Source organism: Arthrobacter sp. SDTb3-6 (assembly GCF_013376095.1).
Taxonomy (GTDB): Bacteria; Actinomycetota; Actinomycetes; order Actinomycetales; family Micrococcaceae; genus Specibacter.
This window is the reverse complement of record NZ_JAAMFN010000023.1, coordinates 13805-37267: the sequence shown is the minus strand read 5'-3', so window position 1 is coordinate 37267 and position 23463 is coordinate 13805. Positions and strand designations below refer to the sequence as shown.

Below are 23463 nucleotides of genomic sequence, written 5' to 3'. Positions count from 1 at the left end.
AAAAACTGACATTCGACAAGGTCAGCTTCATGGCGGTCTTTATGGGGCTGCCGTTGGTGATCTACCTGGTTTTCGTCATCTCGCCCTTTGCCCAGGCCGTGTACTACTCCCTGACCAGCTGGAACGGCTTCAACAACCAAATGCCGTTCATCGGGTTGGCGAACTATGTCCAGCTCTTCCAGGACAACATCTTCATGATCGCGGTCCGCAACAGCATCATCCTGGCCATCTTCCTGCCCGTCATCACCGTCATACTGTCCCTGGTCCTGGCCACCCTGGTCACGATCGGCGGCAGCAGCCGCGGCCAGATCAAGGGCCTGCGCGGGGCAGGCTTCTACCGCATCATCTCGTTTTTCCCCTATGTGATCCCGGCCGTCGTCATCGGCATCATCTGGGGCCAGATCTACGATCCCAGCGCCGGGCTGCTGAACGGCATCCTGACCGGCCTCGGCTTTGACGGCCTGAAGTCCTACCCCTGGCTCGGCGACTCCCGCACCGCCATGGTGGCCTCCATGGTGGTGATCGTCTGGGGTTTTGTGGGCTTCTACATGATCCTGTTCATCGCAGCCATCAAGGGAATCCCCGCGGAGACGTACGAGGCGGCCCGCATTGACGGTGCCGGCCGTTTTCGCACGGCCATCAGCATCACCATCCCGCTGATCCGCGAGAACGTCCAGACCGCCTACATCTACATGGGCATCCTGGCCTTGGACGCCTTTGTCTACATGTCGGTGCTCAACTCCACCGGCGGACCGGAAAACTCCACCCTGGTGATTGCCCAAAAGCTGTTCACCACCGCCTTCTCGAAGGGTCAGTTCGGCCTGGCCTGCGCCATGGGCGTGGTCCTGGCGGCCCTGACCCTGATCTTCGCCGGGCTGGTGTTCCTGGTCAACCGGCTGACCGGCGGACGTACGGAAGTGGCTGAATAATGACGCTCAAATTGTCCAATACGACACCCCCGGTGCAGGGGCACGTCCAACGCAAGGCCCGGGAAACACGCGCAGACAAGACGGTGGCAGGGGTTTCCCACGTCCTGCTGGCGCTGTGGGCGTTGATGGTGCTGATCCCCCTCGCCTGGACCCTGCTGTCCTCGTTCAAGACGACGAAGGAAATCTTTGCCTCGCCGTTCTCCCTTCCGGAGCATTGGAGCTTCACGAACTATGTCACCGCCTGGGCGACGGCGGGAATCGGCAGCTACTTCCTGAACACCGTGATTGTGGTGGGCTGTGCGCTGGTGATTGTCATGGTGCTCGGCGCCATGTGTGCCTACGTCCTGGCCCGCTATGCGTTTCGGGGCTCGCGTGCCATCTACTACCTGATGCTGGCCGGCCTGACGTTCCCGATCTTCCTGGCCATCGTCCCGCTGTTTTTCATCCTCAAGAACATCGGGCTGCTGAACACCCTGCCAGGCCTGATCATTGTCTACGTGGCCTTTGCGCTTCCGTTCACCGTGTTCTTCCTGTTCGCGTTCTTCCAGGCCCTGCCCACGGAAATATCCGAGGCCGCCCAGATCGACGGTGCCGGCGAGTGGCGCACCTTCTTCCAGGTCATGCTGCCCATGGCCAGGCCCGGCATGGCGTCCGTGGCGATCTTCAACTTCCTGGGCCTGTGGAACCAGTACCTGATCCCCGTGGCCATCAACACGGACCAGGACCATTGGGTGCTGTCCCAGGGCATTGCGGCCTTTGCCGGCCAGCAGGGCTATGCCGTGGACTTCGGCTCCATGTTCGCTGCCGCCGTCATCGTGGTGGTGCCGGTGCTGGTGGCCTACATCTTCTTCCAGCGCCAGCTGCAGGGCTCCGTCTCGGCAGGCACCATGAAGTAGCCGCCCCGCCGGCGCTAGTCCTTGGCGAGCCGGCGGCGCCGGTAGGCCGCCACGTGGGCGCGGTTGCCGCAGTTTCCGGTGTCGCAGTAGCGGCGGGAGCGGTTCTTGGACAGGTCGATCAACACGGCCTGGCAGTCGTCGGCCGCACACACCTTCAGCCGTTGGAGTTCCTTGGCGCGGATCACGTCCACGAGGGCCATGGCGGCCTCCACGCCCATGCGCTGGGCCAGCGGGGCCGCCGGGGCGGTGGCGTGCAGGTGCCAGTCCCACTGGTCGTGGCGGACCAGCTGGGGGAGGGCGTTGGCCCGGGCCAGCAGCCCGTTGACCAGGGCCACCGCGGAGTCCTCGCCGGCCGTCCAGATGGCGCGCAGTTCGTTGCGGATCTGATGCACGGCCGCCAGCTCCGCGGCCGTGTGTTGGCGGGAGCCGGTGAACTGCTCAGCCGCCACAAAGGCATCCAGGTCCGCCATCGTGGCCAGCTTCTCCGTGCCGGACACGCCCCCGTCCGGCAGGATGCCCACGGGCGCGGTGTTGATCAGGTTGACCGCTGACACCAGGGCGACTTCCGTGTCATTAGTAAAGACCATGTTGACTCCTGACAATAGGCACGCGTAGTGTCATGAGTCTAACGCCTTTTACTCATGACCTACGGACGCGCCCCATGACCATTTCCAGGAATTCCCGCCCCACGGCCCTGCCGGGCGCACCCGCCCAAAACGCCTCCTCGGCACTGCTGTTTGCCTTCGCGTCGGCCGCGACCTTTGCCCTGTCCGGGCCCTTTGCCAAGTCACTCTTCGAGGCCGGCTGGTCGCCCGGGGCGGCCGTGGCGGCCCGCATCGGGGGCGCCGCCGTCGTGCTGGCCGTTCCGGCGGCCGTCAGCCTGGTGCGGCAGTGGGTGGCCGTGCGGGGCTCGCTGCTGCGCATTGCCGTTTACGGCATTGTGCCCATTGCCCTGTGCCAGCTGTTTTACTTCAACGCCGTCTCCCACCTGTCCGTGGGGGTGGCGCTGCTGCTGGAATACCTCTCACCCGTGCTGCTGGTGGGCTGGGCCTGGCTGACCACCCGCACCCGCCCGCGGCTGCTGACCATTTTGGGTGCCGCCTGCGCCATGTCGGGGCTGGTCCTGGTGCTGGACCTGGCCGGCAGCACCCAGGTCAGCGTCGCCGGGATCCTCTGGGGGCTGGCGGCGGCCGTGTGCTCGGCGGTGTTCTTCATCATGTCCGCACGCAGCAATGACACCGTCCCGCCCATCCTCATGGCCGGCGGCGGCATGGCCGTGGGCGCGGCCCTGATCCTGGGCCTGGGCGCGGCCGGGCTCATGCCCTTGACGTTTTCCGCTGCCAGCCCGGTGTTTGCCGGCCGGCTGGTGCCGTGGTTTGTGCCCGTGCTGGGCCTGGTGCTCCTCACCACCGTCTTTGCCTACGTGGCCGGGATCATTGCCACGCGGGGCCTGGGCTCGAAGGTGGCGTCCTTTGTGGCGCTGTTTGAAGTCCTGTTTGCCGTGTTGTGGGCGTGGGTCCTGCTGGGGGAGATGCCGCGCCTGGTCCAATTGCTGGGCGGGTTGTGCATCATGGCGGGTGTCGTGATGGTGCGGCTGGACGAGCTGCGCGGCCGCGGCCGGCGCGGCCCGTCCTACGCGGTGGACCTGGCCGGCGGGTTACCGCCCGAAGCGGCGCAGCCGCAGCGAATTCGCCACCACCAGGACTGAACTGGCGGCCATGGCACCACCGGCGACCATCGGGTTCAGCAGGCCAAGGGCCGCCACCGGGATGCCGATCGCGTTGTAGAAAAAGGCCCAGAACAGGTTGGTCTTGATGGTCCCCAGCGTCTTCCGGGAGAGGGCAATGGCCGTGGCCACCTGGTTGAGGTCGTTGCCCATCACCGTGAGGTCGGCCGCCTCGATGGCGGCGTCGGTGCCCGAGCCCATCGCGATGCCGAGATCGGCCTGGGCCAGGGCTGCTGCGTCATTGACGCCGTCCCCGGCCATGGCCACGGTGGCTCCGGCGCGCTGCAGCTTCACCACCGCCGCCACCTTCCCCTCCGGCAGGACCTCGGCAAGGACGTCCTCCGGCGCGATCCCCACGGTTGCCGCCACCTGGGCGGCGACGGCGGCGTTGTCGCCGGTGAGCAGGAGGGGGCGCAGGCCCAGTTCCTTGAGCCGGGCAATGGCCGCTGGGGAACCGGCCTTGATGGTGTCCTGCAGCGCGAGGAGCCCGGCGGCCTGCCCGTCCACCGCCACCCAAATGGCGGTGGTGCCGCGCTGTTCCTGGGCGAGCAGGGCACTGCGGTCCTGCCCGGAAAGCTCGACGCCGTTTTCCTCCAGCCAGCCCGCCCGGCCGGCCAGCACGGTGCGGCCCGCTATGCGCGCGCGCACCCCGCCGCCGGGGGAGGAGGTGAAGTCCGCAACGGCGGGCAGGCCGCCGCTCTGGCCTGCGTTTTCACGCGCATGGGCCGTGATGGCGTGCGCGATGGGGTGTTCGCTGTGGGATTCCACGGCGCCGGCCAGGCGCAGCAGCTCCACTTCCGGCACCTGGGCGAGGGGCACGACGTCGACCACGGACAGCCTGCCTTCGGTGACCGTGCCCGTCTTGTCCAGCAGGATGGTGTCCACGGTGCGCGTGTCCTCCAGGACCTGCGGGCCCCTGATGAGGATGCCCAGCTGGGCCGCGCGGCCGCTGCCGGTCAGCAGGCCGACCGGCGTGGCCAGGCCCAGTGCGCAGGGGCAGGCGATGATCAGCACAGCCACGGCCGCCGTGAACGCCGCCTGGAGGTCGCCGCTGAAGGCCAGCCACAGTGCGAAGGTGGCCACGGCGACGGCCAGGACGACGGGCACGAACACGGCGCTGATCCGGTCCGCCAGGCGGGCGATGGGGGCCTTGCCGGCCTGCGCGGCGCTGACCAGGCGGCCCATCTGGGCCAGCGTGGTTTCACTGCCCACGCGGGTGGCCCGCACCAGCAGGCGGCCGGAGGTGTTGATGGTGGCGCCGGTGACCGCGTCGTCCACGGCCACGTCGACGGGCAGCGATTCGCCGGTGATCAGCGAGGTGTCGATGCTGGAGGCGCCGTCGGTGACCACGCCGTCCGTGGCGATCTTCTCGCCGGGGCGGACCACAAAGACCTCGTCCACGGCGAGTTCGGCCGCGGGAATCTTCACTTCAACCCCGTCGCGCAGCACCGTGGCCTCCTTGGCGCCCAGGCTCAGCAGGGCCTTGAGCGCGTCGCCGGCCTTCGCCTTGGCCTTGGCTTCCAGGTAGCGGCCGAGCAATAGGAAGGTCACCACCACTGCGGACACTTCAAAGTACAGCGGGGCGTGCGCACCGTTCATGGGCATGCCGTGCGCCGTCAGCTGCGGGTGCAGGGCCAGTTCCACGGCGGAGAACAGGAATGCCGCGGTGACCCCGATGGAAACCAGGGTGTCCATCGTCGAGGCGAGGTGCCGGGCGTTGACGGCCGCGGCGCGGTGGAACGGCCACGCCGACCACGTGACCACCGGCAGGGCCAGGATGCCCGCCACCCAGCCCCACTGCGGGAACTGCAGGGCGGGGAACATGGAAACCAGGAACACGGGCACGGTCAGGATGGTGGCAAGGACCAGGCGGGGGCGCAGCGTGGCGGCCGTGCCGCCGTGGGCCATGTGGTCGTGGCCGCCGTCCTGTGCGGCACCCGGGTGGGGGCCGTGCGCACCGTGCGGGCCGGCGTCGTGCCGGGGGACGGCGGGGTGCTTCAGGGTGGCGGTGTAGCCGGTGGCGTTGACGGTGTCGATGATTTGTTGGTCGGACATGCCGGCGGGGACCGTGACCGCGGCTGATTCCAGCGGGAGGTTCACGGCAGCGCTGACGCCTTCGAGTTTGCCCAACTTGCGTTCAACCCGGCTGACGCACGAGGCACAGGTCATGCCTTGGATGTCGATCTCGACGACGCGGGGGCCCGGGGTGTCGGTTTGGGACAAAATGTCTGAGGCGCTCATGGCGCTCCTTACTGGTTCCTTGGTGCGGGTTCCTTGGTGCGGGTGGCTCAGGCGTTGGCGGCGACGACGAGGTAGCCGGCCTCCGCGACGGCCTCGCCGATTTCCTGCGGGTCGAGGGTCAGGGAGGAGGTGACGGTGACCTCGGAGATCCCGCCGGCGTGGAGGTCGACGGCGACGTTCTCGACGCCTTTGAGCCCGGTCAGTTCCTCGGTCACGGAGTTGACGCAGTGGCCGCAGGTCATGCCGGAAACGTTGATGGTGGTGGTGTGGCTCATGGGTTTTAGCTCCTCAAAAGGCGGGAAATGGCGGCAGTGGCTTCGGAAACCTTTTCGGAGACGATCTCCGGGTTGCCGGTTTCGGTGGATTCATTGGCGGCGTTGACCACGCAATGCGCAATATGGTCCTCGAGCAGGCCGATGCTGACGGCGTGCAGGGCCTTGTTGACGGCTGCCATCTGGGTGAGGATGTCGATGCAGTACTTGTCTTCCTCAACCATCCTGGCGATGCCGCGGACCTGGCCCTCGGCCCGCTTGAGGCGGCGCAGGTAGGCCTGTTTGGCGTCGCTGTAGCCGTACGGTCCGGCGGGTTGTTCCCCAGTGCTGGTCATACCTTCAACATATACCCCTATGGGGTATGTGTCAATTACCCCCTGGGGGTATATTTTGCAAAAAGTTACCGGCCGGAAAGTCTTGCCGGGCGGGCCGCGGGTGGCAAGACTTGGACCCATGGCTAACAACGCAGAACAGTCAAAAACCACCTACCTGCTGGCCGTGGGGACCAAGAAGGGCCTGTGGCTGGGCACCAGCACGGACCGCGCGGACTACACCTTCACCGGTCCGCACTTTTTGATGAACGAGATCCCCAGCATCGGCATCGACACCCGCAACCACAACACCCGCATCCTGGTGGGTGTGCGCAGCGAGCATTGGGGCCCCACCGTGGCGCACTCGGACGATCTCGGGACCACCTGGACGGAGCCGGAACACGGTGCCATCACCTTCCCGCCGGACACGGGGGCCGCCCTGGAACGGGTCTGGCAGATCCAGCCCGACGCCGAGGACCGGCCCGGCGTCGTGTGGGCCGGCTGCGAGCCGATCTCGGTGTGGAAGTCCACCGACGGCGGCGAACACTTCGAGTTGAACCGCGGGCTGTGGGACCACCCGCACCGGACCGAGTGGGGTGCCGGCTATGGCGGCGCGGCGGCGCACACCGTGCTGCCCAGCCCCGCGGACCCGAACACGATCCACATTGCCATGAGCACCGGCGGCGTGTACCGCAGCACGGACGGCGGCGCCTCCTGGGAACCAAGGAACAAGGGCATCGGTGCCGGCTTCATGCCGGACGGGGAGCCGGAATTCGGCCAGTGTGTGCACAAGGTGGCCCGGGACGCGGGCAACCCGGACGTCCTGTACGCGCAAAACCACGGCGGCGTGTACCGCAGCGATGACAACGGCGACACCTGGAATTCCATCGCCGAGGGCCTGCCCGCCGACTTCGGCTTCACCATGCTGGCCCACCCGCGGCGCTCCGGGACGGCGTGGGTGGTTCCCATCAAGGCCGACAGCGAGCGGATTCCCCCGGGCGGGCGGCTGGCCGTCCACCGCACGGACGACGCCGGTGCCTCCTGGACGCGGTTTGCCGACGGCCTGGTGGAACCGGAGTTCAACGTGGTCCTGCGCGATGCGGCCGCCGTGGACACGGAGGAGCCCGTGGGCGTCTACTTTGGCACGCGCGGGGGCACCGTGTATGCCAGTGCCGACGAGGGCGCCACCTTCGTGCCCGTGCTCAGCCAGCTGCCGGACGTGCTGTGCGTCCGTGCCGCCGCCGTCGAGCTTTAAGGGCCGTGGACGTGGCGGGGGTCAGGGTGCTGGTTCCGAGCCTGCTGCGGCCCGTCACCGGCGGCCAGGAGGAGCTGCGCCTGGAGGTGGACGCCGGCGGTGCCTCCATTGCGGAACTGCTGGACGCCATCGGCGCGCACTATCCGCTGTTCAACCGGCGGGTGCGCGACGAAACGGGCACCCTGCGCCGCTTTGTGAACATCTACCTCGACGGCGACGACGTCCGGCGGCTCGACGGGCTGAAAACCCGTGTCGCCGCCGGGGCCGAGGTGATGGTCATGCAGTCGGTGGCCGGAGGCTAAACGGCGTCGAGGTCCGTTTCGAGCATGGCCACGAGCTTGTCGAGGGCGGCGTCCGCGCCGTCCCCCTCGGCGCGCAGCACCACCACGCTGCCGTGTTCGGCGCCAAGGGTCATGAGGGACAGGATGCTGCTGGCGTCCATGGCATCCTCGGCCGGGGCGCCGTCCATGGCGATCGTGACTTCCACGCCGGCGGCACCTGCGGCCTCGGCAAAGAGCGAGGCGGGGCGGGCGTGCAGGCCGGAGCTGCTGGCAACGGTGGCTTTGCGTTCGGACATGGTTCCTCCTGGGGAGCTGTTGGTGAAAGGGTCGGTGGTCGGTGCGGCCGGGTCTAGAGACCGAGCTCGTCGAGGATGGGCAGTTTTCCGCGGGCCCGGTCCCGGGCTTCCCCGGGGCTGGTTGCGCGTAGGGCAAGTGTAGCGATTTCCTGTGCCTCTTTCAGTGTCACGGTGGCCAGGACGGCGGCCACGGCCGCCAGCGACCGCGCCGTCATGGACAGCGTGCTGACACCGAGGCCCACGAGCACGACGGCGAGGGCCGGGTCCGCGGCTGCCTCGCCGCACACCCCCACGGGCGTCCCGTTTCCCTCGGCTGCGGCGCCGGCCACCGTCAGGCGGACCAGCTGGAGCACGGCGGGCTGCCAGGGATTGTTCAGGGCCGCCAGCGGGCCCAGCTGCCGGTCGGCCGCCATGGTGTACTGCGTGAGGTCGTTGGTGCCCAGGCTGGCAAATTCGACCTCGCGCAGGATCGACTCGGCGGTCAGGGCCGCAGAGGGGACCTCCACCATGACGCCGGGTGTGTGCAGCCCGGCGGCCGCACACAGCGAGGCGAAACCGGCCGCCTCGGCGGGGGTGGAAATCATGGGGGCCATGACCCGGACGTCCGCCGTGGACTGTCCTGCTGCCCGGGCGATGGCGGCAAGCTGGCGTTCCAGCACGCCGGGGGAGGACAGGTCGGTGCGGTAGCCGCGCACGCCCAGCGCCGGGTTGGGTTCGCTCGCGTCGGTGAGGAACGGCAGGGGCTTGTCCGCGCCGGCGTCGAGCGTGCGGACCACCACCTTTTTGCCGGGGAAGGCGTCAAACACGCCCTGGTAGGCCTCCACCTGTTCGACGATGGACGGCTCGGTGTCGCGTTCCAGGAAGCAGAACTCGGTGCGGAGCAGGCCCACGCCCTCGGCGCCGGCGGCGGCCGCCTTCACCGCATCCCTGGCCCCGCCCACATTGGCGAGAAGCGGGACCAGGTGCCCGTCCGCCGTCGTGCCCGGGCCAGTGAAGGCGGCCAGGGTGGAGGCATTGGCCGCCCACGCCGCGGCCGCTGCGCGCTCGCGATCGCCGGGGCCCGTGCTGATGGTCCCGGCGGCGCCGTCCACATATACCTCGGTGCCGTCCGGCAGGGTGTCCACCCCGGCGGCGGCCACCACGGCGGGCAGGCCCAGGGAGCGGGCGATGATGGCCGTGTGCGACTGCGGGCCGCCGCCGGCCGTGACCAGGGCAACCACGACGGCGGGGTCCAGGGTGGCGGTGTCCGCCGGGGCCAGGTCCTCCGCCACGAGGATGAAGGGCCCGTCGGAGGCGGGGATTCCCGGCGCCGGGACGCCGCGCAGTGCGGCGATGATCCGGGCCCGGACGTCCAGGACATCCGTTGCGCGCTCGGCCATGTAGCCGCCCAGGCCCGCCAGCATCGCGGCCACGCCGTCGGCGGCCTCCCAGACCGCCCGCTCGGCGGACGTGCCGGCGTTGATGAGCTTGACGGCAGCCTTGAGGAGCATGGGGTCGGCGGCCATGAGCGCCGTGGCCTCCAGGACCGCCTTCGCATCGCCGGCCGCCCCTGCGGCGCGGCCGCGCAGTTCCGCCTGGACGGCCTTGGCTGCCGCCTGCAACGTGGCGGCGGCGCCATCGGCGGTGGTCCCGGGGGCCCGCTTTTCGCCGGCCGGCGGTTCGGACAGGGGCCGGGGCATTTGCCGGACCGGGCCCACTATTCGTCCCGGGCTGACGCCCACTCCTGGGAAATTCTGCATGGAACGTCCTTTGCTTCCTGGGTCTCTGGCGGCGGCTCCCGGCTTGCGCGGGGCCTCAAAATTGATCCTGTGATTCACTTCATATAGCGATGTTATAGGTGCTAGGGTAGCAGTCATGAATTCACACGGCCAGCTTCCACCCAAGGCCAGGCTCCTTCAGGCCGCCGCCGAATTGCTGGCCAATTCGGCCGGCAAACCCGTCTCGACACGGCAGATCACCGAGTTGGCGGGCGTGACGGCACCCACCCTGTACCACCACTTTGGCGACAAGGAAGGCTTGTTCAACGCGGTCATCGACGCCGGCTTTGAAGAGTATGTGGCCGGCGAACACAACTTCACGCCCACCGGCAGGCCGCTGGTGGACGTGCGCCAGATATGGGACAACCACCTGAAGTTCGGCCTGGACAACCCACAGCTGTACTCGGTGATGTTTGGCAACATCCGTCCGGAAAGCCGTCCGGCGCGGGTGGCCGAGGCGGAAGGCTTCATGGAGGAAATGCTGGAAAAGGCCGCTGCCGCCGGCCAGCTCTGCGTTTCACCCCAGGAGGCGGCCCGCAGCATTCTGGCGGCCAACGTCGGGGTGACCTTGATGCTCATCGCCGAACCGGCGGCCGAGCGGAACTTTGATTTGTCCGACATGACCCGCGAGGCCGTCATTTCCGCCGTTTCCTCCGAAACGGAACTGGATGCCGCCGGTGCGCCGGTGGGCGCGTCGTCAGTGGTGGTTGCGGCCATTGCACTAAACGCGGCACTGGAATCATCACACCCGGAGCAGCTGTCAACCACGGAACTGAAGATGTTCCTGGAATGGCTGGACCGCATTGCCAAAACTTCATAACAACACCAGCAGCAACGCAACACCACCAGCAACCCCTTCTGCACAGACGCAGGACCAACGGTAAGGAATTGTCATGGCAACACCATCAGTGGCCGCCCGCAAGGGTGGCGCCAGGGTCAAGGTGCAGAGGTTCGGCACCTTCCTCTCCGGCATGATCATGCCCAACATCGGGGCCTTCATTGCCTGGGGCATTGTCACCGCCTTGTTCATCCCTTCGGGTTTCATCCCGAACGCGACGTTGAACGAGATGGTGGGCCCCATGATCACCTACCTGCTGCCTCTGTTGATCGGCTATACCGGCGGAAAGATGGTCCACGGCGTCCGCGGCGGCGTGGTGGGTGCGGCAGCCACGATGGGCGTGGTGGTCGGCACCGACATCCCCATGTTCATCGGCGCCATGGTCATGGGCCCCGTGACGGCCTGGCTCATGATGAAGCTGGACAAGATCTGGGAAGGCCGGATCAAGCCTGGCTTCGAGATGCTCATTGACAACTTCTCCGCCGGCATCCTGGCCGCCATCATGGCGATTGTCGGCAAGCTGGTGGTGGGGCCGGTGGTCGTCGCCTTCAGCAACGGCGCCGGCAACGTGGTGCAGTTCCTGGTCCACCACGGGCTGTTGCCGCTGACCAGCATTTTCATTGAACCGGCCAAGGTCCTGTTCCTGAACAACGCCGTCAACCACGGCATCCTCACCCCGCTGGGCACCGAGCAGGCGCTGCAGCAGGGCAAGTCCATCCTGTTCCTGCTGGAAGCCAACCCTGGCCCCGGCCTGGGCCTGCTGCTGGCCTACGCGATCTTCGGCAAGGGACTGGCCAAGGCATCCGCCCCCGGTGCCGCGCTCATCCAGTTCCTGGGCGGCATCCACGAAATCTACTTTCCCTACGTGCTGATGAAGCCCGTCATGATCCTGGCCACCATCGGTGGCGGCATCACGGGCATCTTCATGCTGGTCATCACCGGCGCCGGCCTGCGCGCCCCCGCAGCGCCGGGCAGCATTTTCGCCGTGTATGCCATGACCGCCAGCGACAGCTACCTTGGCGTCACCCTGTCCGTGGTGCTGGCCGCCACCGTTTCCTTCCTCATCGGATCCTTCATCCTGAAGGTCAGCCCGGTGCCGGCCGACAACGACAGCCTGGGCGAGGCCACCGCCAAGATGGAGGCACTCAAGGGCAAAAAGAGCTCCGTCGCCTCCGCCCTGGCCGGCGCCGCCAAGGGCCCCATCTCCAACGTCGTCTTTGCCTGCGACGCCGGCATGGGCTCCAGTGCCATGGGCGCCTCGGTGCTGCGCAACATGATCAAGAAGGCCGGTTTCCCGGAGGTCAAGGTCACCAACTCCGCCATCGCCAACCTGACCGACAGCTACGACGTCGTCGTCACGCACCAGGACCTGGCGGAACGGGCGGCCCCCTATACGGCCAGCGCCGCCCACTTCGCGGTGGACAACTTCATGAACAGCCCCCGCTACGCCGAAATCGTCGAACTCGTCAAGGCCAGCAACGCCCCGGACGCGGCAGCCGCCGCACCGGCTGCGGCCGAGGTTCCCGGTGACGCCGGGGAAGTGGCGGGCGCCAACATCCTGGCCCGCGAAAGCGTGGTCCTCCAGGGCACCGCAACCTCCAGGGATGCGGCCATCGACGAGGCCGGACGGCTGCTGCTCGCCCGCGGCGCCGTCAATGCAGCCTACGTGGCCTCTATGCATGAGCGGGAGGAGTCCGTGTCCACATACATGGGCAACTTCCTGGCCATTCCGCACGGCACCAACGAGGCCAAGGGCAACATTGCCAGCTCGGCCGTGTCCATCATCCGCTATCCGGAGGGCATCGACTGGAACGGCAAGCCCGTGAAGTTCGTGGTGGGCGTGGCCGGGGTGAACAACGAGCACCTGGCCATCCTGTCCTCCATTGCCCGCGTGTTCACCGACAAGGACCAGGTGGCCCGGCTGGAACAGGCCGGCAGCGTCGATGACGTCCTGGACATCTTCGGAAAGGTTAACGCATAGTGAAAACAGTTCATTTTGGGGCCGGAAACATTGGCCGCGGCTTCGTGGGGCTGCTGCTCCACAACGCCGGCTACGAGGTGGTCTTTGCCGACGTGGCCGAGGCGCTCATCAACGAGCTGGCGGCCGCGGAGAGCTACCAGGTCCACGAGGTGGGGGAGGACCCGGCCGTGCACACGGTGGACAACTTCCGCGCCCTGAACTCGGCCGCCGCGCCGGAGGCCGTGGTTGCGGAAATCGCGACGGCGGACATGGTCACCACCGCGGTGGGCCCGACCATCCTCAAGTTCGTGGCCCCGCTGATCGCCCAGGGCATCGCGGCGCGTGACGCCGTCCTGCCCCCGCTGCAGGTCATGGCGTGCGAGAACGCGATCAATGCCACCGACATTCTGGAGGCCGCGGTCCGTGGCAACAGCGCCGTGGATGCAGCCACGGTCGACGCCCGCGCCGTGTTTGCCAACACCGCCGTGGACCGGATCGTGCCCAACCAGGCGCCCGGCCAGGGCCTGGACGTCACGGTGGAGACGTTCTTTGAATGGGTCATCGACAAAACCCCGTTCGACGGCGGCGCCCCGGCCATCCCGGGGGCCACCTTCGTGGACGACCTGGCGCCCTACATTGAACGCAAGCTGTTCACCGTGAACACCGGGCATGCCGCCACCGCCTACTTCGGCTACGCGGCCGGGATCGGCAAGATCTCCGATGCCATGGCGGACCCGGGCGTGCAGGCCAAGGTCCGGGCGGTGCTGGCCGAAACGAAGGCGCTGCTGGTTGCCAAGCACGACTTTGCGGAGGCGGAGCAGGAGGCCTACGTCCAAAAGATCCTGCTGCGCTTCTCCAACGAACACCTGCCGGACACCGTGGTGCGGGTGGGCCGTGCGCCGCTGCGCAAGCTCAGCCGCCACGAGCGCTTCATCGGCCCGGCCGCCGAACTGGCCGAGAACGGCGTGGTTCCCGGCGCCCTGCTGGAGGCCGTGGGCGCGGCCCTGCGGTTCCACGACGACGGCGACGCCGAGGCCGTGGAACTGGCCGCCATCCTGGCGGACAACGCGGCGGACGCCGCCACGGAACGGATCACCGGGCTGGCCCCGGGGCATCCGCTGTTTGTGGCGGTGCGCGACGTGGTTGCCGCGGCGCAGGACGCCCGGGCCGCTGCCAGATAGCGAGAAAGGGGCCAAGCCGCGAGACAGGGGTGAAGCAACCCCTTTCTCGCGGCTTGGCCCCTTTTTCGGCGCCGGGCCGGCAGCCCGGACGATATATTGGCGTTATCCGAACAGCAGGACCACCCGAGTGCAGGAGAACAGCCCATGGCGAAGGAACTTGCCACCCAGCTCATTGAACAACTGCAGGCCGCAGGGGTGCGGCGCATCTACGGGATTGTGGGCGACAGCCTGAACCCCCTGGTGGACGCGGTCCGGAAAACGGGCGGATCCGCCAAGGGCGGGATCGACTGGATCCACGTCCGGCATGAAGAGGCCGCCGCGTTCGCCGCCGGCGCCGAAGCCCAGCTGACCGGGCAGCTGGCCGTCTGCGCCGGCTCCTGCGGTCCCGGGAACCTGCACCTGATGAACGGCCTGTACGACGCCAACCGCACCGGCGCCCCGGTGCTCGCCATCGCCTCCCACATTCCCAGCAAGCAGATTGGCAGCGGCTTCTTCCAGGAAACCCACCCGGACCGGATCTTCGACGAATGCTCCGTCTATTCGGAGCTGGTGAGCACCTCGGACCAGGCGCCGCGCGTGCTGCACAACGCCATCCAGCACGCCGTGGGCCTGCGCGGCGTGGCCGTCGTGACACTGCCCGGCGACATCGCCAGCCTGCCCGCCACGGCGGCGGCACCGATGCAGCGCCCGCTGCGCCCGGCCAGCCTGGTCCCGGCCGCGGAAAGCGTGCAGGAGCTGGCCGACGCCATCAACGGCGCCGCCAAGGTGGCCATCTTTGCCGGTGCCGGCGTGCAGGGCGCACACGACGAGGTGGTGGCGCTGGCGGAGAAGGTCAATGCACCGATCGGGCACAGCCTGCGGGGCAAGGATTTCATCCAATACAACAACCCCTATGACATCGGCATGACCGGCCTGCTCGGTTACGGGGCCGCGGCGGAAGGCATCGAGGACGCGGACCTGCTGATCCTGCTCGGCACCGACTTCCCCTACGACCAGTTCCTGCCGGCGACCCGGACGGCCCAGGTGGACCGGGCACCGGAGCACCTGGGCCGGCGCACCGACGTCGACCTCGCCATCCACGGCGACGTCCTGCCCACGCTCCAGGCCCTGCTGCCCCTGGTGGAGGCCAAGAAGAACTCCAAGTTCCTCGATGCGATCCTGAAGAAGCATGACAGGCTCATGAACAAGGCGGTCGGCGCCTACACGCGCAAGGCGGACAAGCTGGTGCCCATCCACCCGGAATACGCCGCCTCGCTGCTGGATGAGGTGGCCGCGAAGGACGCCATCTTCACCGCCGACACCGGCATGTGCAATGTGTGGACGGCCCGCTACATCAACCCCCTGGGCACGCGCCGGCTGATCGGCTCCTACCTGCACGGCTCCATGGCCAATGCGCTGCCCCAGGCCATTGGTGCACAGTCGGCGTATCCGGAGCGGCAGGTCATCTCGGTCTCGGGTGACGGCGGGCTGTCGATGCTGCTGGGCGAGCTGATTACGGTCGCCGCACACCACCTGCCCCTGAATGTGGTGGTGTTCAACAACTCCACGCTGGGCATGGTGAAGCTGGAGATGCTGGTGGACGGCCTGCAGGACTTTGGCGTGGACGTCCCGGATGCCAACTACGCCGCGGTGGCCGCCGCACTGGGGTTCCATGCCGTGCGCGTCACGGACCCGGCGGACATCGCGAACGCCTACCGCGCCGCATTTGCGCACAACGGCCCGTCCCTCGTGGAGGTCATCACGGACCCGCAGGCGCTGTCCATCCCGCCGAAGATCAAGGGCGGGCAGGTGATCGGCTTTGCCACGGCCATGTCCAAGATCGTGCTGAACAAGGGGGCCGGCGAGGCCGTCAGCATGGCCCGCAGCAACCTGCGCAACATCCCGCGCGGCTGACACGCAACATCCCCGCAGCCGGTGCACTGAAGGTGCACCGGCTGCGGGGATGCCCGCGGGGATCAGGCCACGGCGTCGTCGTGCACCACGGCCCGGGCCGGGATGGGTTCCAGCCTGCCCATGAGCAGGAGGTAGGAAAGCAGCCCGCCCACGAGCGCGACGCCTCCGATGATGAACGCGAAGGCGAAGCTGCCGGTGATGTCCACGACCAGGCCGGTGACGATCGGTGCGGCCACGCCGGCCAGCAGGTTCACGCAGTTGACGATCGCTGCCAGGGACCCGGCGCTGCCCTCGGGGGCAATGAGTGCCGGCAGGGAGTTGCTCGTGACGTAGACCAGTGCGATGCCGGCGCTGCCGGCCGCGATCCAGATGATGGCCGTTGTGGCACTGTGGCTGAAGGCGGCACCGACGGTCAGCAGGGCCACGACCATGCCGACGATGATGACGCCCTTGCGGACCTTGTCGGCATTGGCGCCCCGGCCAATGACCCGGTCCACCCACCAGCCGCCAATGGTCATCTCGGAGACGAACATGGCCAGGGCGGGCACGGCTGCGTAGATGCCGCTCTTGAGAATGCTCTGGTCCATGCTCTGCTGCATGTAGCCCGGCAGCCAGGTCAGCAGCATCCACAGCACGTAGCCGGCCCCGGCCAGGCCGAGCGACAGGCCCCAGACCTTGCGCTGGCGCAGGAGGTAGCCGACGGTGGCCAGGTCGCTCTTGGGGCGGACGGACTCGGATGAGGCGCCGCCGTCGACGATGTACTTGTACTCCTCCTCGGAAAGCGCCTTTCTGCGCAGCTTGGCCTGCGGGCCGCTGTATTTCCAGACGAAGGCGGCCAGGAACACCAGGGACAGGGCCGCCTGGACCCAGAAGGCCTCGCGCCAGCCCCAGGTGGCAACAGTAAAGGCAATGAGGGGCAGCCCGATGACGTTGGCCAGGCGCGTGCCGCTGTCAAAGATGGCCGTGCACAGTCCCCGTTCGTGGCGCGGGAACCACAGGCCGGTGGCCTTCATGGCGCCGGGGAAGGCGGGCGCCTCTGCAACGCCGAGCAGGACCCGGGCCAGTACGATGATCCACGCGCCCGAGGCAACCGCCGTCAGCACCGAGGCGATGAACCACAGCACGGCGCTGGCGCCCCAGACCTTCTTGACGCCGAAGCGGTCCAGCAGCATGCCGGAAGGGATCTGCATGATGGCGTAGGACCACAGGAACGCCGAGGACAGCACACCGAACTCGGTGGCGGTGAGGCCGAATTCGTGCGAAAGCGGCGTCTGGGTGACCGATATGGAAAGCCGGTCAATGTAGTTGATCAGGATCCCAAAGCCCATGAGGAGGGCAATGTTCCAGCGCGCCTTGCCGCGGGGCTTTGCCTGCGGGACGGTGGGCTGTGGATCGGGGGAGGCGGACGGGGTCACGGCGGATGCCGTCTTTGCTGTCTTGGGCATGGAAATCTCCGGGGGTGGTTTGGGGGCTCCCGTGGCGGGGGCCACTAAAAGGCCGGGCGAAAGGGGTGCGCGCCGGGGGCCGGACGGGTGGCGGCGGATCGCGCCAGGAGGGCCGGTGATGCCAAAAGGATCACCGGGAGGACGGATTCCATGCTCCAGGAAAGTGGCGTGAGGACAGTGTGCGGCCACAGATGGCCTGTCACTGTCAGCGCCACCGTGGCGAACAGAACCCGGGCGAGGGAGCGGCGTCGTTGCCGTCCCTGGCGGGGGTGTGCCGAACTCGCCTTCAGCGCACCGGGGTCAAAGTCATTCATCGCGTGTACAACCAATCGAGGGAATTGAATGTTGTGTTGTGTACGTCACCTTGTGGGGATGGAACGACTTTATTCCCCTGCGAACGATTTCCGCAAGAGGAAATCTAATTTTCATATGGTGAAAACTTGATCATGATTTGTTCGGTGATGGACCTGGCTCCACCCGACGGCGGCGCCTGTGCACTGAGCCGTCACTTGTGGCGGCTTTGAGCCCTCACAACCGCCGCTAGTGACGGGTGGGCGCCGGACCATTGAACGGGGCCGCCAATGGGCATAGCGTGGAAGCACATCCTAAGGGGGTGGCCAAAGTGGAAATTCATCTGTGGTGGCTTGAGCTGGACCTTCCGGCGAAGGAGTGGCTGCGCGAAAACCTTGAGGCCGAAACGGTGCCGGAGCACGTCCTGGCCGCCGTGAAGGCGGCCGGCGGGGAAGTGGCCGCGGGCAGCCTGACGCCGGCCGAGTGGAAATTCATCGAGACCCAGTCGGAATTTGTTGACTAGCGGCCGCCGGAAAAGCGGGACGAAACCGGGAGAATGTGATATTGACTGCCCCGGCGGGACAGGGGCGCGGTTGTAGGGGACAATGGGAAGGATGACTTCCCCCAAAAACGCCCCCAGCCCTGTCGATGCGCCTGCCGCAACGTCCACCAAAGCGCGCCCCGTCCGCCGTGCCGCCCAGGTCAGGCCAGCCACCGAGGGCTGGAAGCAGGCCACCGGCCCGGAAGGCCGCCCGCTGCTGCAGTTCAAGTCCCCGCGCGTGTCCCAGCCGCCAACCCACCTGGCGGACTTGACGCTCGCCGAGCGGGAGGCGAAGTTCAAGGAGATGGGCCTGCCGGCGTTCCGTGCCAAGCAGCTCTCCGTGCACTACTTCCAGCACTACACCACCGATCCCGAGCGCATGAGCGACCTCCCCAGGGACCGCCGCGCCGAGATCACCGAAACGATGTTCCCGAAGCTGCTGACCGAGGTCAAGCGCCTCACCACGGACAACGGCGACACCATCAAGTTCCTGTGGCGCCTCTTTGACGGCTCCCTCGTGGAATCCGTGCTCATGCGCTACCCCGGCCGCGTCACCCTGTGCGTGTCCAGCCAGTGCGGCTGCGGCATGAACTGCCCGTTCTGCGCCACCGGCCAGGCCGGGCTGACCCGCAACATGTCCACCGCGGAGATCCTGGACCAGATCGTCCAGGCCAACCGGGTCATCGCCGAGGGCGGGCTGGGCAACCTCCGCAGGGACGGCGGGCATGACGCCGAGCGCGTCACCAACATTGTCTTCATGGGCATGGGCGAGCCGCTGGCCAACTACAAGCGCGTCATGAACGCTGTGCACCGCATGGTGGCGGAGGCGCCGGAGGGCCTGGGCATGAGCGCCCGCGGCATCACGGTCTCCACGGTGGGCCTGGTCCCGGCCATCAACAAGCTGGCCCAGGAAGGCGTGGCCGTCACGTTTGCGCTGTCCCTGCACGCGCCCGACGACGAGCTGCGCGACGACCTGATCCCGGTCAACGACCGGTGGAAGGTGGACGCCGCCCTCGACGCCGCCTACAACTACTACAAGGTGACGGGCCGCCGCGTGTCCATCGAGTACGCGCTGATCAAGGACATGAACGACCACCCCTGGCGTGCCGAGCTGCTCGCGAAGAAGCTCAACGCGCGCGGCCGCGGCTGGGTCCACGTGAACCCGATCCCGCTGAACCCCACCCCGGGCTCCATCTGGACGTCTTCGGAGCCGCACGTCATGCAGGAGTTCATCGACACGCTGATCGGGCACGGCGTGCCCACCACGCTGCGCGACACCCGCGGCAAGGAAATTGACGGCGCCTGCGGCCAGCTCGCCGCCGCCGAGTAGCGGGGCACCCAACGTACAGGACGACGCCGGAACCCAGGTTCCGGCGTCGTCCTTTGGCTAAGCGGTGGCCACGTAGGCGGTGGCGGAGCCGGGCTCGATCTCGGTGCGGCCCGCATCCTGGATGACCGGCCCGGCCGATTTCCTGGCACCCTTGCGGAACTCCTTTGCCGGCAGTTCCCGCACGGACAGCGGGCATCCGTCCGCCACCCAGGCTTCCACGGCGGCCGGCTTGGCCTCCAGCACCCACGCGAAGAGCGCATGGGCGGCCTGCGCGGCGGCCTTCCCCGTGGACATGTCCAGCGAGCCATTGAGCACAATGGCCAGCGGCTGCAGCGCCAGCGGCTCCCCGGCAGGCAGCTGCGTGCCTGACACCTGCAGCTTGGCCAGCAGCTTCGGCAGTGCTTCCGCCGGCAGGGGCGGCAGGCCCGCCGCACGCGCGCGCCCCACCACGGCCAGGGCATGGTCCGGGAAGGCGGCCAGGACCTTCGCAAACATTTTTGCGTCCGCCCGGCGCACGGACTTGGCAAACGCCCCGGCAGCCCATGGCTCCCAGCCGGCCTGGCCGGGGTCGTGCAGGTACGCCTGCACGGAGGCCAGCGCGGCCGCGGCGATGCCCGCGTCCCGGTCCGCCGGCTCCACCCGGTCCACGAGCAGGATGATGGGCTGGACCAGTTCGCCGGGCGCGCGGCCCGTAAGTTCACTCACCCCACCAGCCTAGGGTGTGTGCCGGGACGGCGGGGAATGAAATTGGCGGCCGGTCCCACCCTGGCCACGGCCCGGCCCGGCATATGCTGGAAGGGAGCCCATCCAACGCACCACCACCCGCCAGTGATGAAGGGACCGCGACCATGACAGGGACCGCAGCCAACACCACCACCGACTGGACCGCCGCCACCGCACTCCTGTTTGACCTCGACGGCGTCCTGACACCCACCGCCCTGGTGCACGAACAGGCCTGGCGCCAGCTCTTCGAGGAATACCTTGCGGGCACCGGCCGGCCCGGCTACCGGGACAGCGACTACTTTGACTTCATCGACGGCAAGCCGCGCTTTGACGGCGTCCGGGACTTCCTGGCCTCCCGCGGCATCACGCTGCCCGAGGGCCCGCTGGACGACGACCCCGCGCACGACACCGTCCACGGCCTGGGCAACCGCAAAAACCGGGTCTTCAACGACATCATCGCCTCCGGCGGGGTGGCCCCGTACCCGGGCTCGGTGAGGTTCGTGGAAGCCGCGCTGGCGCACGGACTCAAGCTCGCCGTCGTCTCGTCCTCCCGGAACGCGCCGGCCGTGCTGAAGGCGGCCGGCCTGGACCACTACTTCCCCGTGGTCGTGGACGGGGAGGTCGCTGCGGCGCACGGCCTGCCCGGCAAGCCCAACCATGACACGTTCAGCTACGCGGCAAGCCTGCTGGGCGTGCCCACGCAGGACTGCATCGTGGTGGAGGATGCCGTGTCCGGGGTGCGGGCCGGCAGCGCCGGCGACTTCCGCGCGGTGATCGGCGTGGACCGCGGGGCCGGGCGCCAGGTGCTGCTCGACGCCGGCGCCACCACAGTGGTCGACGACCTTGCGGAGCTCCTGTAGGACCCTTCCGCCCCCAAATCTTCATTTCACCCCCCGAGGAGAGAAACCCATGGCACTGATCAGCTCCGACCGCCAGCGCTTCCCCTGCGATCCCTGGCGGCTGGTGGAAACCGCCTCCAGCCCCGACGACGCCGGCACCATGGAAACGCTCATGGCGCTGGGCAACGGGCACCTGGGGATCCGCGGTTCGTTTTCCTTCGGCGGCCCCGGCAAGCTCCCGGGCACCTTCATCAACGGCTTTTACGAAACGTGGGAGATCAAGCACGCGGAAAACGCGTACGGATTTGCCCGGACCGGACAGCGCATCGTGTATGTGCCCGAGGCCAGCGGCTTCACGGTCACGATCGACGGCGAACAGCTGTTGCTGGCCGAGTCCACGGTGCTGGACTACCGGCGCAGCATTGACTTCTCCACCGGCATCCACGAAGGGACGGCCACCTGGGCCACCCGCTCCGGTGCCACGGTGAACACCACGGTGCGCCGCGCCGTCGGTTTCACGGGGCGCGGCCTCCTGGGCATCGAACTGGACATTACCGCGGACCGGGACGTGTACGTCGATGTAGTGTCCACTGTCGTCAACCGGCAGGACCTGCCCGTCAGCGAAGAGTCCTTCAGCGACCCCCGCCGGCCCGGCCGCCACGCAGACAGGATCCTGCAGCCGCTGCACCTGGAAGGGGCCGACGGCGCCTTCAGCCTGGCCTGGGAGACCGCCACCTCGCACCAGCGCGTGGCCGTGGCCGTGGCACACGAGACCAACGCGGACGAACAGCCGTTTGAGACCGTGGTGGCCGCGGACGAGTCCAGCGTGCGGTACGTCCTGGCCGTCGAGGGCGGGCGGACGTTCCGCCTGGCGAAGAGCGTCAGCTATGCCGTGGCCGGGGAAAGCCAGGAGGAGGACCGCGGCGAGGCCCTCGCGGCACAGGCCGGTGCAGCCCTGGCGGACGTTGACGCCATTTTCGCCGACAGCGCCGCCCACTACCGGCACTACTGGGACGTGGCGGACATTGTGGTGGGAGGCGAGCCGCAGCTGCAGCAGGCGGTGCGGTGGAACCTGTTCCAGCTGGCGCAGGCCACCGCGCGGGCCGGCGTTTCCGGCATCCCGGCCAAGGGCGTCACGGGCGCCGGCTATGAAGGGCACTACTTCTGGGACCAGGAAATCTACCTCCTGCCGTACCTGACCTACACGAACCCGCACGCCGCGCGGCAGGTGCTTGAATCCCGCCACCAGATGCTGCCCACGGCCCGCCGGCGCGCCGCCGAGCTCAGCGTGGACGGGGCCCTGTTCGCCTGGCGGACCATCAACGGACTGGAGGCCAGCGCCTACTATGCCGCCGGGACGGCCCAGTTCCATATTGCCGCCGCCATTGCCTTCGCCGCGAACCGCTACGGGTGGGCCACCGGGGACCCCACCTTCCAGGGCGAAATCGGCGCGGACCTGCTCGTTGAAACGGCCCGCATGTGGGCCTCGCTGGGCTTCTTTGGCAAGGACGGCATGTTCCACATCCACGGCGTCACGGGCCCCGACGAGTACACGGCCGTGGTCAATGACAACCTGTACACGAACGTCATGGCGCGCTTCAACCTGCGCAAGGCTGCCGCCGCCCAGGGCCGTCCCGACGTCACGGAGCGCGAGCGGCAGCTCTGGCAGCAGGCCGCCGACAGGATGTGCCTGCCGTATGACTCCCATCTGCAGGTCTACAGCCAGGACGCCGACTTCATGACGCTGGAGCCCTGGGACTGGACCACGCCGAAGGACAAATACCCGCTGCTGCTGCATTTCCACCCCCTGGTGATTTACCGCCACCAGGTGCTCAAGCAGGCGGACACGGTGCTGGCCATGTTCCTGCAGTGGCAGGACTTCACCGCGGAGGAAAAGCAGCGCGCCTTCGACTTTTACGATCCCATCACCACCGGCGACTCCACCCTGTCCGCCTGCGTGCAGGGCATCATGGCTGCGGAAGTGGGCTACGGCCACACCGCCCTGAAGCACTTCACGGAGGCCGTGTTCATCGACCTGGACAATACCCATGCGAACACCGTGGACGGTGTGCACATCGCCTCGGCGGGCGGCATCTGGAGCTCGCTGGTCTGCGGCTTTGCCGGCATGCGCGACCAGGGGGAAATGTTCCACTTCGACCCGCGACTGCCCGAGGGCTGGGACAGCCTGTCCTTCAAGCTGACCGTGCGCGGGGCCCTGCTGGCCGTCTCCCTGGTGGCGGACGCCATCACCTTCAGCCTGCAGGACGGGCCCGACGTCGAACCCCTCGCCGTGGACGTGCGCGGCACCACGGTCCGGCTCACCCCGGGCGACGACGTCAAGGTGGCGCTGCAGCCGGTCCCCCCGGCAACGCCGGCGGTGTTCCCCGGCTCGTTCCCGACCACCGGCATCCCGATCATCGGCAAGGGCCTGTCCTAGCGGTGGCGTGGGTGGAGCCTG

At 68.0% G+C, this 23463-nt stretch carries 21 protein-coding genes; 13 read left to right on the top strand and 8 right to left on the bottom strand.

Translation table 11 applies throughout. The features are described from left to right. The first annotated feature begins 29 nt into the window (after positions 1–29). Entirely contained in the window at positions 30–929 is a 900-nt protein-coding gene (locus tag G6035_RS12295) for a carbohydrate ABC transporter permease (protein ID WP_176617392.1), read from the top strand. Further along, a complete protein-coding gene (locus tag G6035_RS12290; protein WP_176617391.1) occupies positions 929–1825 on the top strand; it encodes a carbohydrate ABC transporter permease in 897 nt (298 codons plus the stop codon). The genes G6035_RS12295 and G6035_RS12290 overlap by 1 nt, the downstream gene beginning before the upstream one ends. Before the next feature lie 14 nt (positions 1826–1839). Here the strand turns inward: G6035_RS12290 and G6035_RS12285 are convergent, their stop codons facing one another. Continuing rightward, positions 1840–2412: a CGNR zinc finger domain-containing protein gene (locus tag G6035_RS12285; protein ID WP_176617390.1), complete on the bottom strand. Its 573-nt coding sequence runs from the start codon at positions 2410–2412 to the stop codon at positions 1840–1842. Between the two features lie 74 nt (positions 2413–2486). On the opposite strand from G6035_RS12285, the gene G6035_RS12280 reads away from it, so the two are divergent. Continuing rightward, the gene (locus G6035_RS12280; protein WP_218063171.1) at positions 2487–3533 is read left to right on the top strand and encodes a DMT family transporter; all 1047 of its coding nucleotides are present in this window, start codon (positions 2487–2489) and stop codon (positions 3531–3533) included. Here the strand turns inward: G6035_RS12280 and G6035_RS12275 are convergent. From G6035_RS12275 to G6035_RS12265, 3 genes are read right to left on the bottom strand one after another with little or no spacing between them, the layout of a single operon-like run. After that, the gene (locus G6035_RS12275; protein WP_176617388.1) at positions 3483–5792 is read right to left on the bottom strand and encodes a cation-translocating P-type ATPase; all 2310 of its coding nucleotides are present in this window, start codon (positions 5790–5792) and stop codon (positions 3483–3485) included. The genes G6035_RS12280 and G6035_RS12275 overlap by 51 nt on opposite strands. Positions 5793–5839: 47 nt before the next feature. After that, on the bottom strand, positions 5840–6067 hold the full coding sequence (locus G6035_RS12270; RefSeq protein WP_176617387.1) for a heavy-metal-associated domain-containing protein: 228 nt from the start codon (positions 6065–6067) through the stop codon (positions 5840–5842). Between the two features lie 5 nt (positions 6068–6072). Next, complete coding sequence (locus G6035_RS12265) at positions 6073–6399, bottom strand: metal-sensitive transcriptional regulator (RefSeq protein ID WP_176617386.1); 327 nt, start codon at positions 6397–6399, stop codon at positions 6073–6075. Between the two features lie 118 nt (positions 6400–6517). On the opposite strand from G6035_RS12265, the gene G6035_RS12260 reads away from it, so the two are divergent. Together G6035_RS12260 and G6035_RS12255 are read left to right on the top strand one after the other, a co-directional pair. Beyond that, positions 6518–7630, top strand: a complete 1113-nt coding sequence (locus G6035_RS12260) for an exo-alpha-sialidase (RefSeq protein ID WP_176617385.1) — start codon at positions 6518–6520, stop codon at positions 7628–7630. Positions 7631–7641: 11 nt separating this feature from the next. Beyond that, the gene (locus tag G6035_RS12255) at positions 7642–7932 is read left to right on the top strand and encodes a MoaD/ThiS family protein (RefSeq protein WP_176617384.1); all 291 of its coding nucleotides are present in this window, start codon (positions 7642–7644) and stop codon (positions 7930–7932) included. Here the strand turns inward: G6035_RS12255 and G6035_RS12250 are convergent. Then, the gene (locus G6035_RS12250) at positions 7929–8207 is read right to left on the bottom strand and encodes an HPr family phosphocarrier protein (protein ID WP_176617383.1); all 279 of its coding nucleotides are present in this window, start codon (positions 8205–8207) and stop codon (positions 7929–7931) included. The genes G6035_RS12255 and G6035_RS12250 overlap by 4 nt on opposite strands. 53 nt (positions 8208–8260) lie before the next feature. Further along, positions 8261–9946, bottom strand: a complete 1686-nt coding sequence (gene ptsP / locus G6035_RS12245) for a phosphoenolpyruvate--protein phosphotransferase (protein WP_176617382.1) — start codon at positions 9944–9946, stop codon at positions 8261–8263. Between the two features lie 115 nt (positions 9947–10061). On the opposite strand from ptsP, the gene G6035_RS12240 reads away from it, so the two are divergent. From G6035_RS12240 to G6035_RS12225, 4 genes are all read left to right on the top strand, one after another. After that, positions 10062–10784, top strand: a complete 723-nt coding sequence (locus G6035_RS12240; RefSeq protein ID WP_176617381.1) for a TetR/AcrR family transcriptional regulator — start codon at positions 10062–10064, stop codon at positions 10782–10784. A 73-nt stretch (positions 10785–10857) separates the two neighbouring features. Further along, on the top strand, positions 10858–12783 hold the full coding sequence (locus G6035_RS12235; RefSeq protein ID WP_176617380.1) for a PTS mannitol transporter subunit IICBA: 1926 nt from the start codon (positions 10858–10860) through the stop codon (positions 12781–12783). Beyond that, a complete protein-coding gene (locus tag G6035_RS12230; protein WP_176617379.1) occupies positions 12783–13943 on the top strand; it encodes a mannitol-1-phosphate 5-dehydrogenase in 1161 nt (386 codons plus the stop codon). Before G6035_RS12235 ends, G6035_RS12230 begins: the two co-directional genes overlap by 1 nt. A 144-nt stretch (positions 13944–14087) precedes the next feature. Next, positions 14088–15836, top strand: a complete 1749-nt coding sequence (locus tag G6035_RS12225) for a pyruvate dehydrogenase (protein ID WP_176617378.1) — start codon at positions 14088–14090, stop codon at positions 15834–15836. A 62-nt stretch (positions 15837–15898) separates the two neighbouring features. Here G6035_RS12225 and G6035_RS12220 read toward each other — a convergent pair whose 3' ends face one another. Then, on the bottom strand, positions 15899–17281 hold the full coding sequence (locus tag G6035_RS12220; protein WP_176617377.1) for an MFS transporter: 1383 nt from the start codon (positions 17279–17281) through the stop codon (positions 15899–15901). A 622-nt stretch (positions 17282–17903) separates the two neighbouring features. Between G6035_RS12220 and G6035_RS12215 the strand changes: the two genes are divergently transcribed. Together G6035_RS12215 and rlmN are read left to right on the top strand one after the other, a co-directional pair. Then, positions 17904–18095 (top strand): hypothetical protein, encoded by a 192-nt coding sequence (locus G6035_RS12215; RefSeq protein ID WP_176617376.1) that lies wholly within the window; start codon positions 17904–17906, stop codon positions 18093–18095. 91 nt (positions 18096–18186) lie between these two features. After that, positions 18187–19443: a 23S rRNA (adenine(2503)-C(2))-methyltransferase RlmN gene (gene rlmN / locus G6035_RS12210; protein ID WP_176617375.1), complete on the top strand. Its 1257-nt coding sequence runs from the start codon at positions 18187–18189 to the stop codon at positions 19441–19443. Positions 19444–19500: 57 nt separating this feature from the next. Here rlmN and G6035_RS12205 read toward each other — a convergent pair whose 3' ends face one another. After that, positions 19501–20148 (bottom strand): peptidyl-tRNA hydrolase, encoded by a 648-nt coding sequence (locus G6035_RS12205; protein ID WP_176617374.1) that lies wholly within the window; start codon positions 20146–20148, stop codon positions 19501–19503. 143 nt (positions 20149–20291) lie between these two features. Between G6035_RS12205 and G6035_RS12200 the strand changes: the two genes are divergently transcribed. Together G6035_RS12200 and G6035_RS12195 are read left to right on the top strand one after the other, a co-directional pair. After that, positions 20292–21026, top strand: coding sequence for an HAD family phosphatase (locus G6035_RS12200; RefSeq protein WP_176617373.1), 735 nt, complete (start codon positions 20292–20294; stop codon positions 21024–21026). Between the two features lie 49 nt (positions 21027–21075). Next, positions 21076–23442 (top strand): glycoside hydrolase family 65 protein, encoded by a 2367-nt coding sequence (locus tag G6035_RS12195; RefSeq protein WP_176617372.1) that lies wholly within the window; start codon positions 21076–21078, stop codon positions 23440–23442. Positions 23443–23463 lie beyond the last annotated feature (21 nt).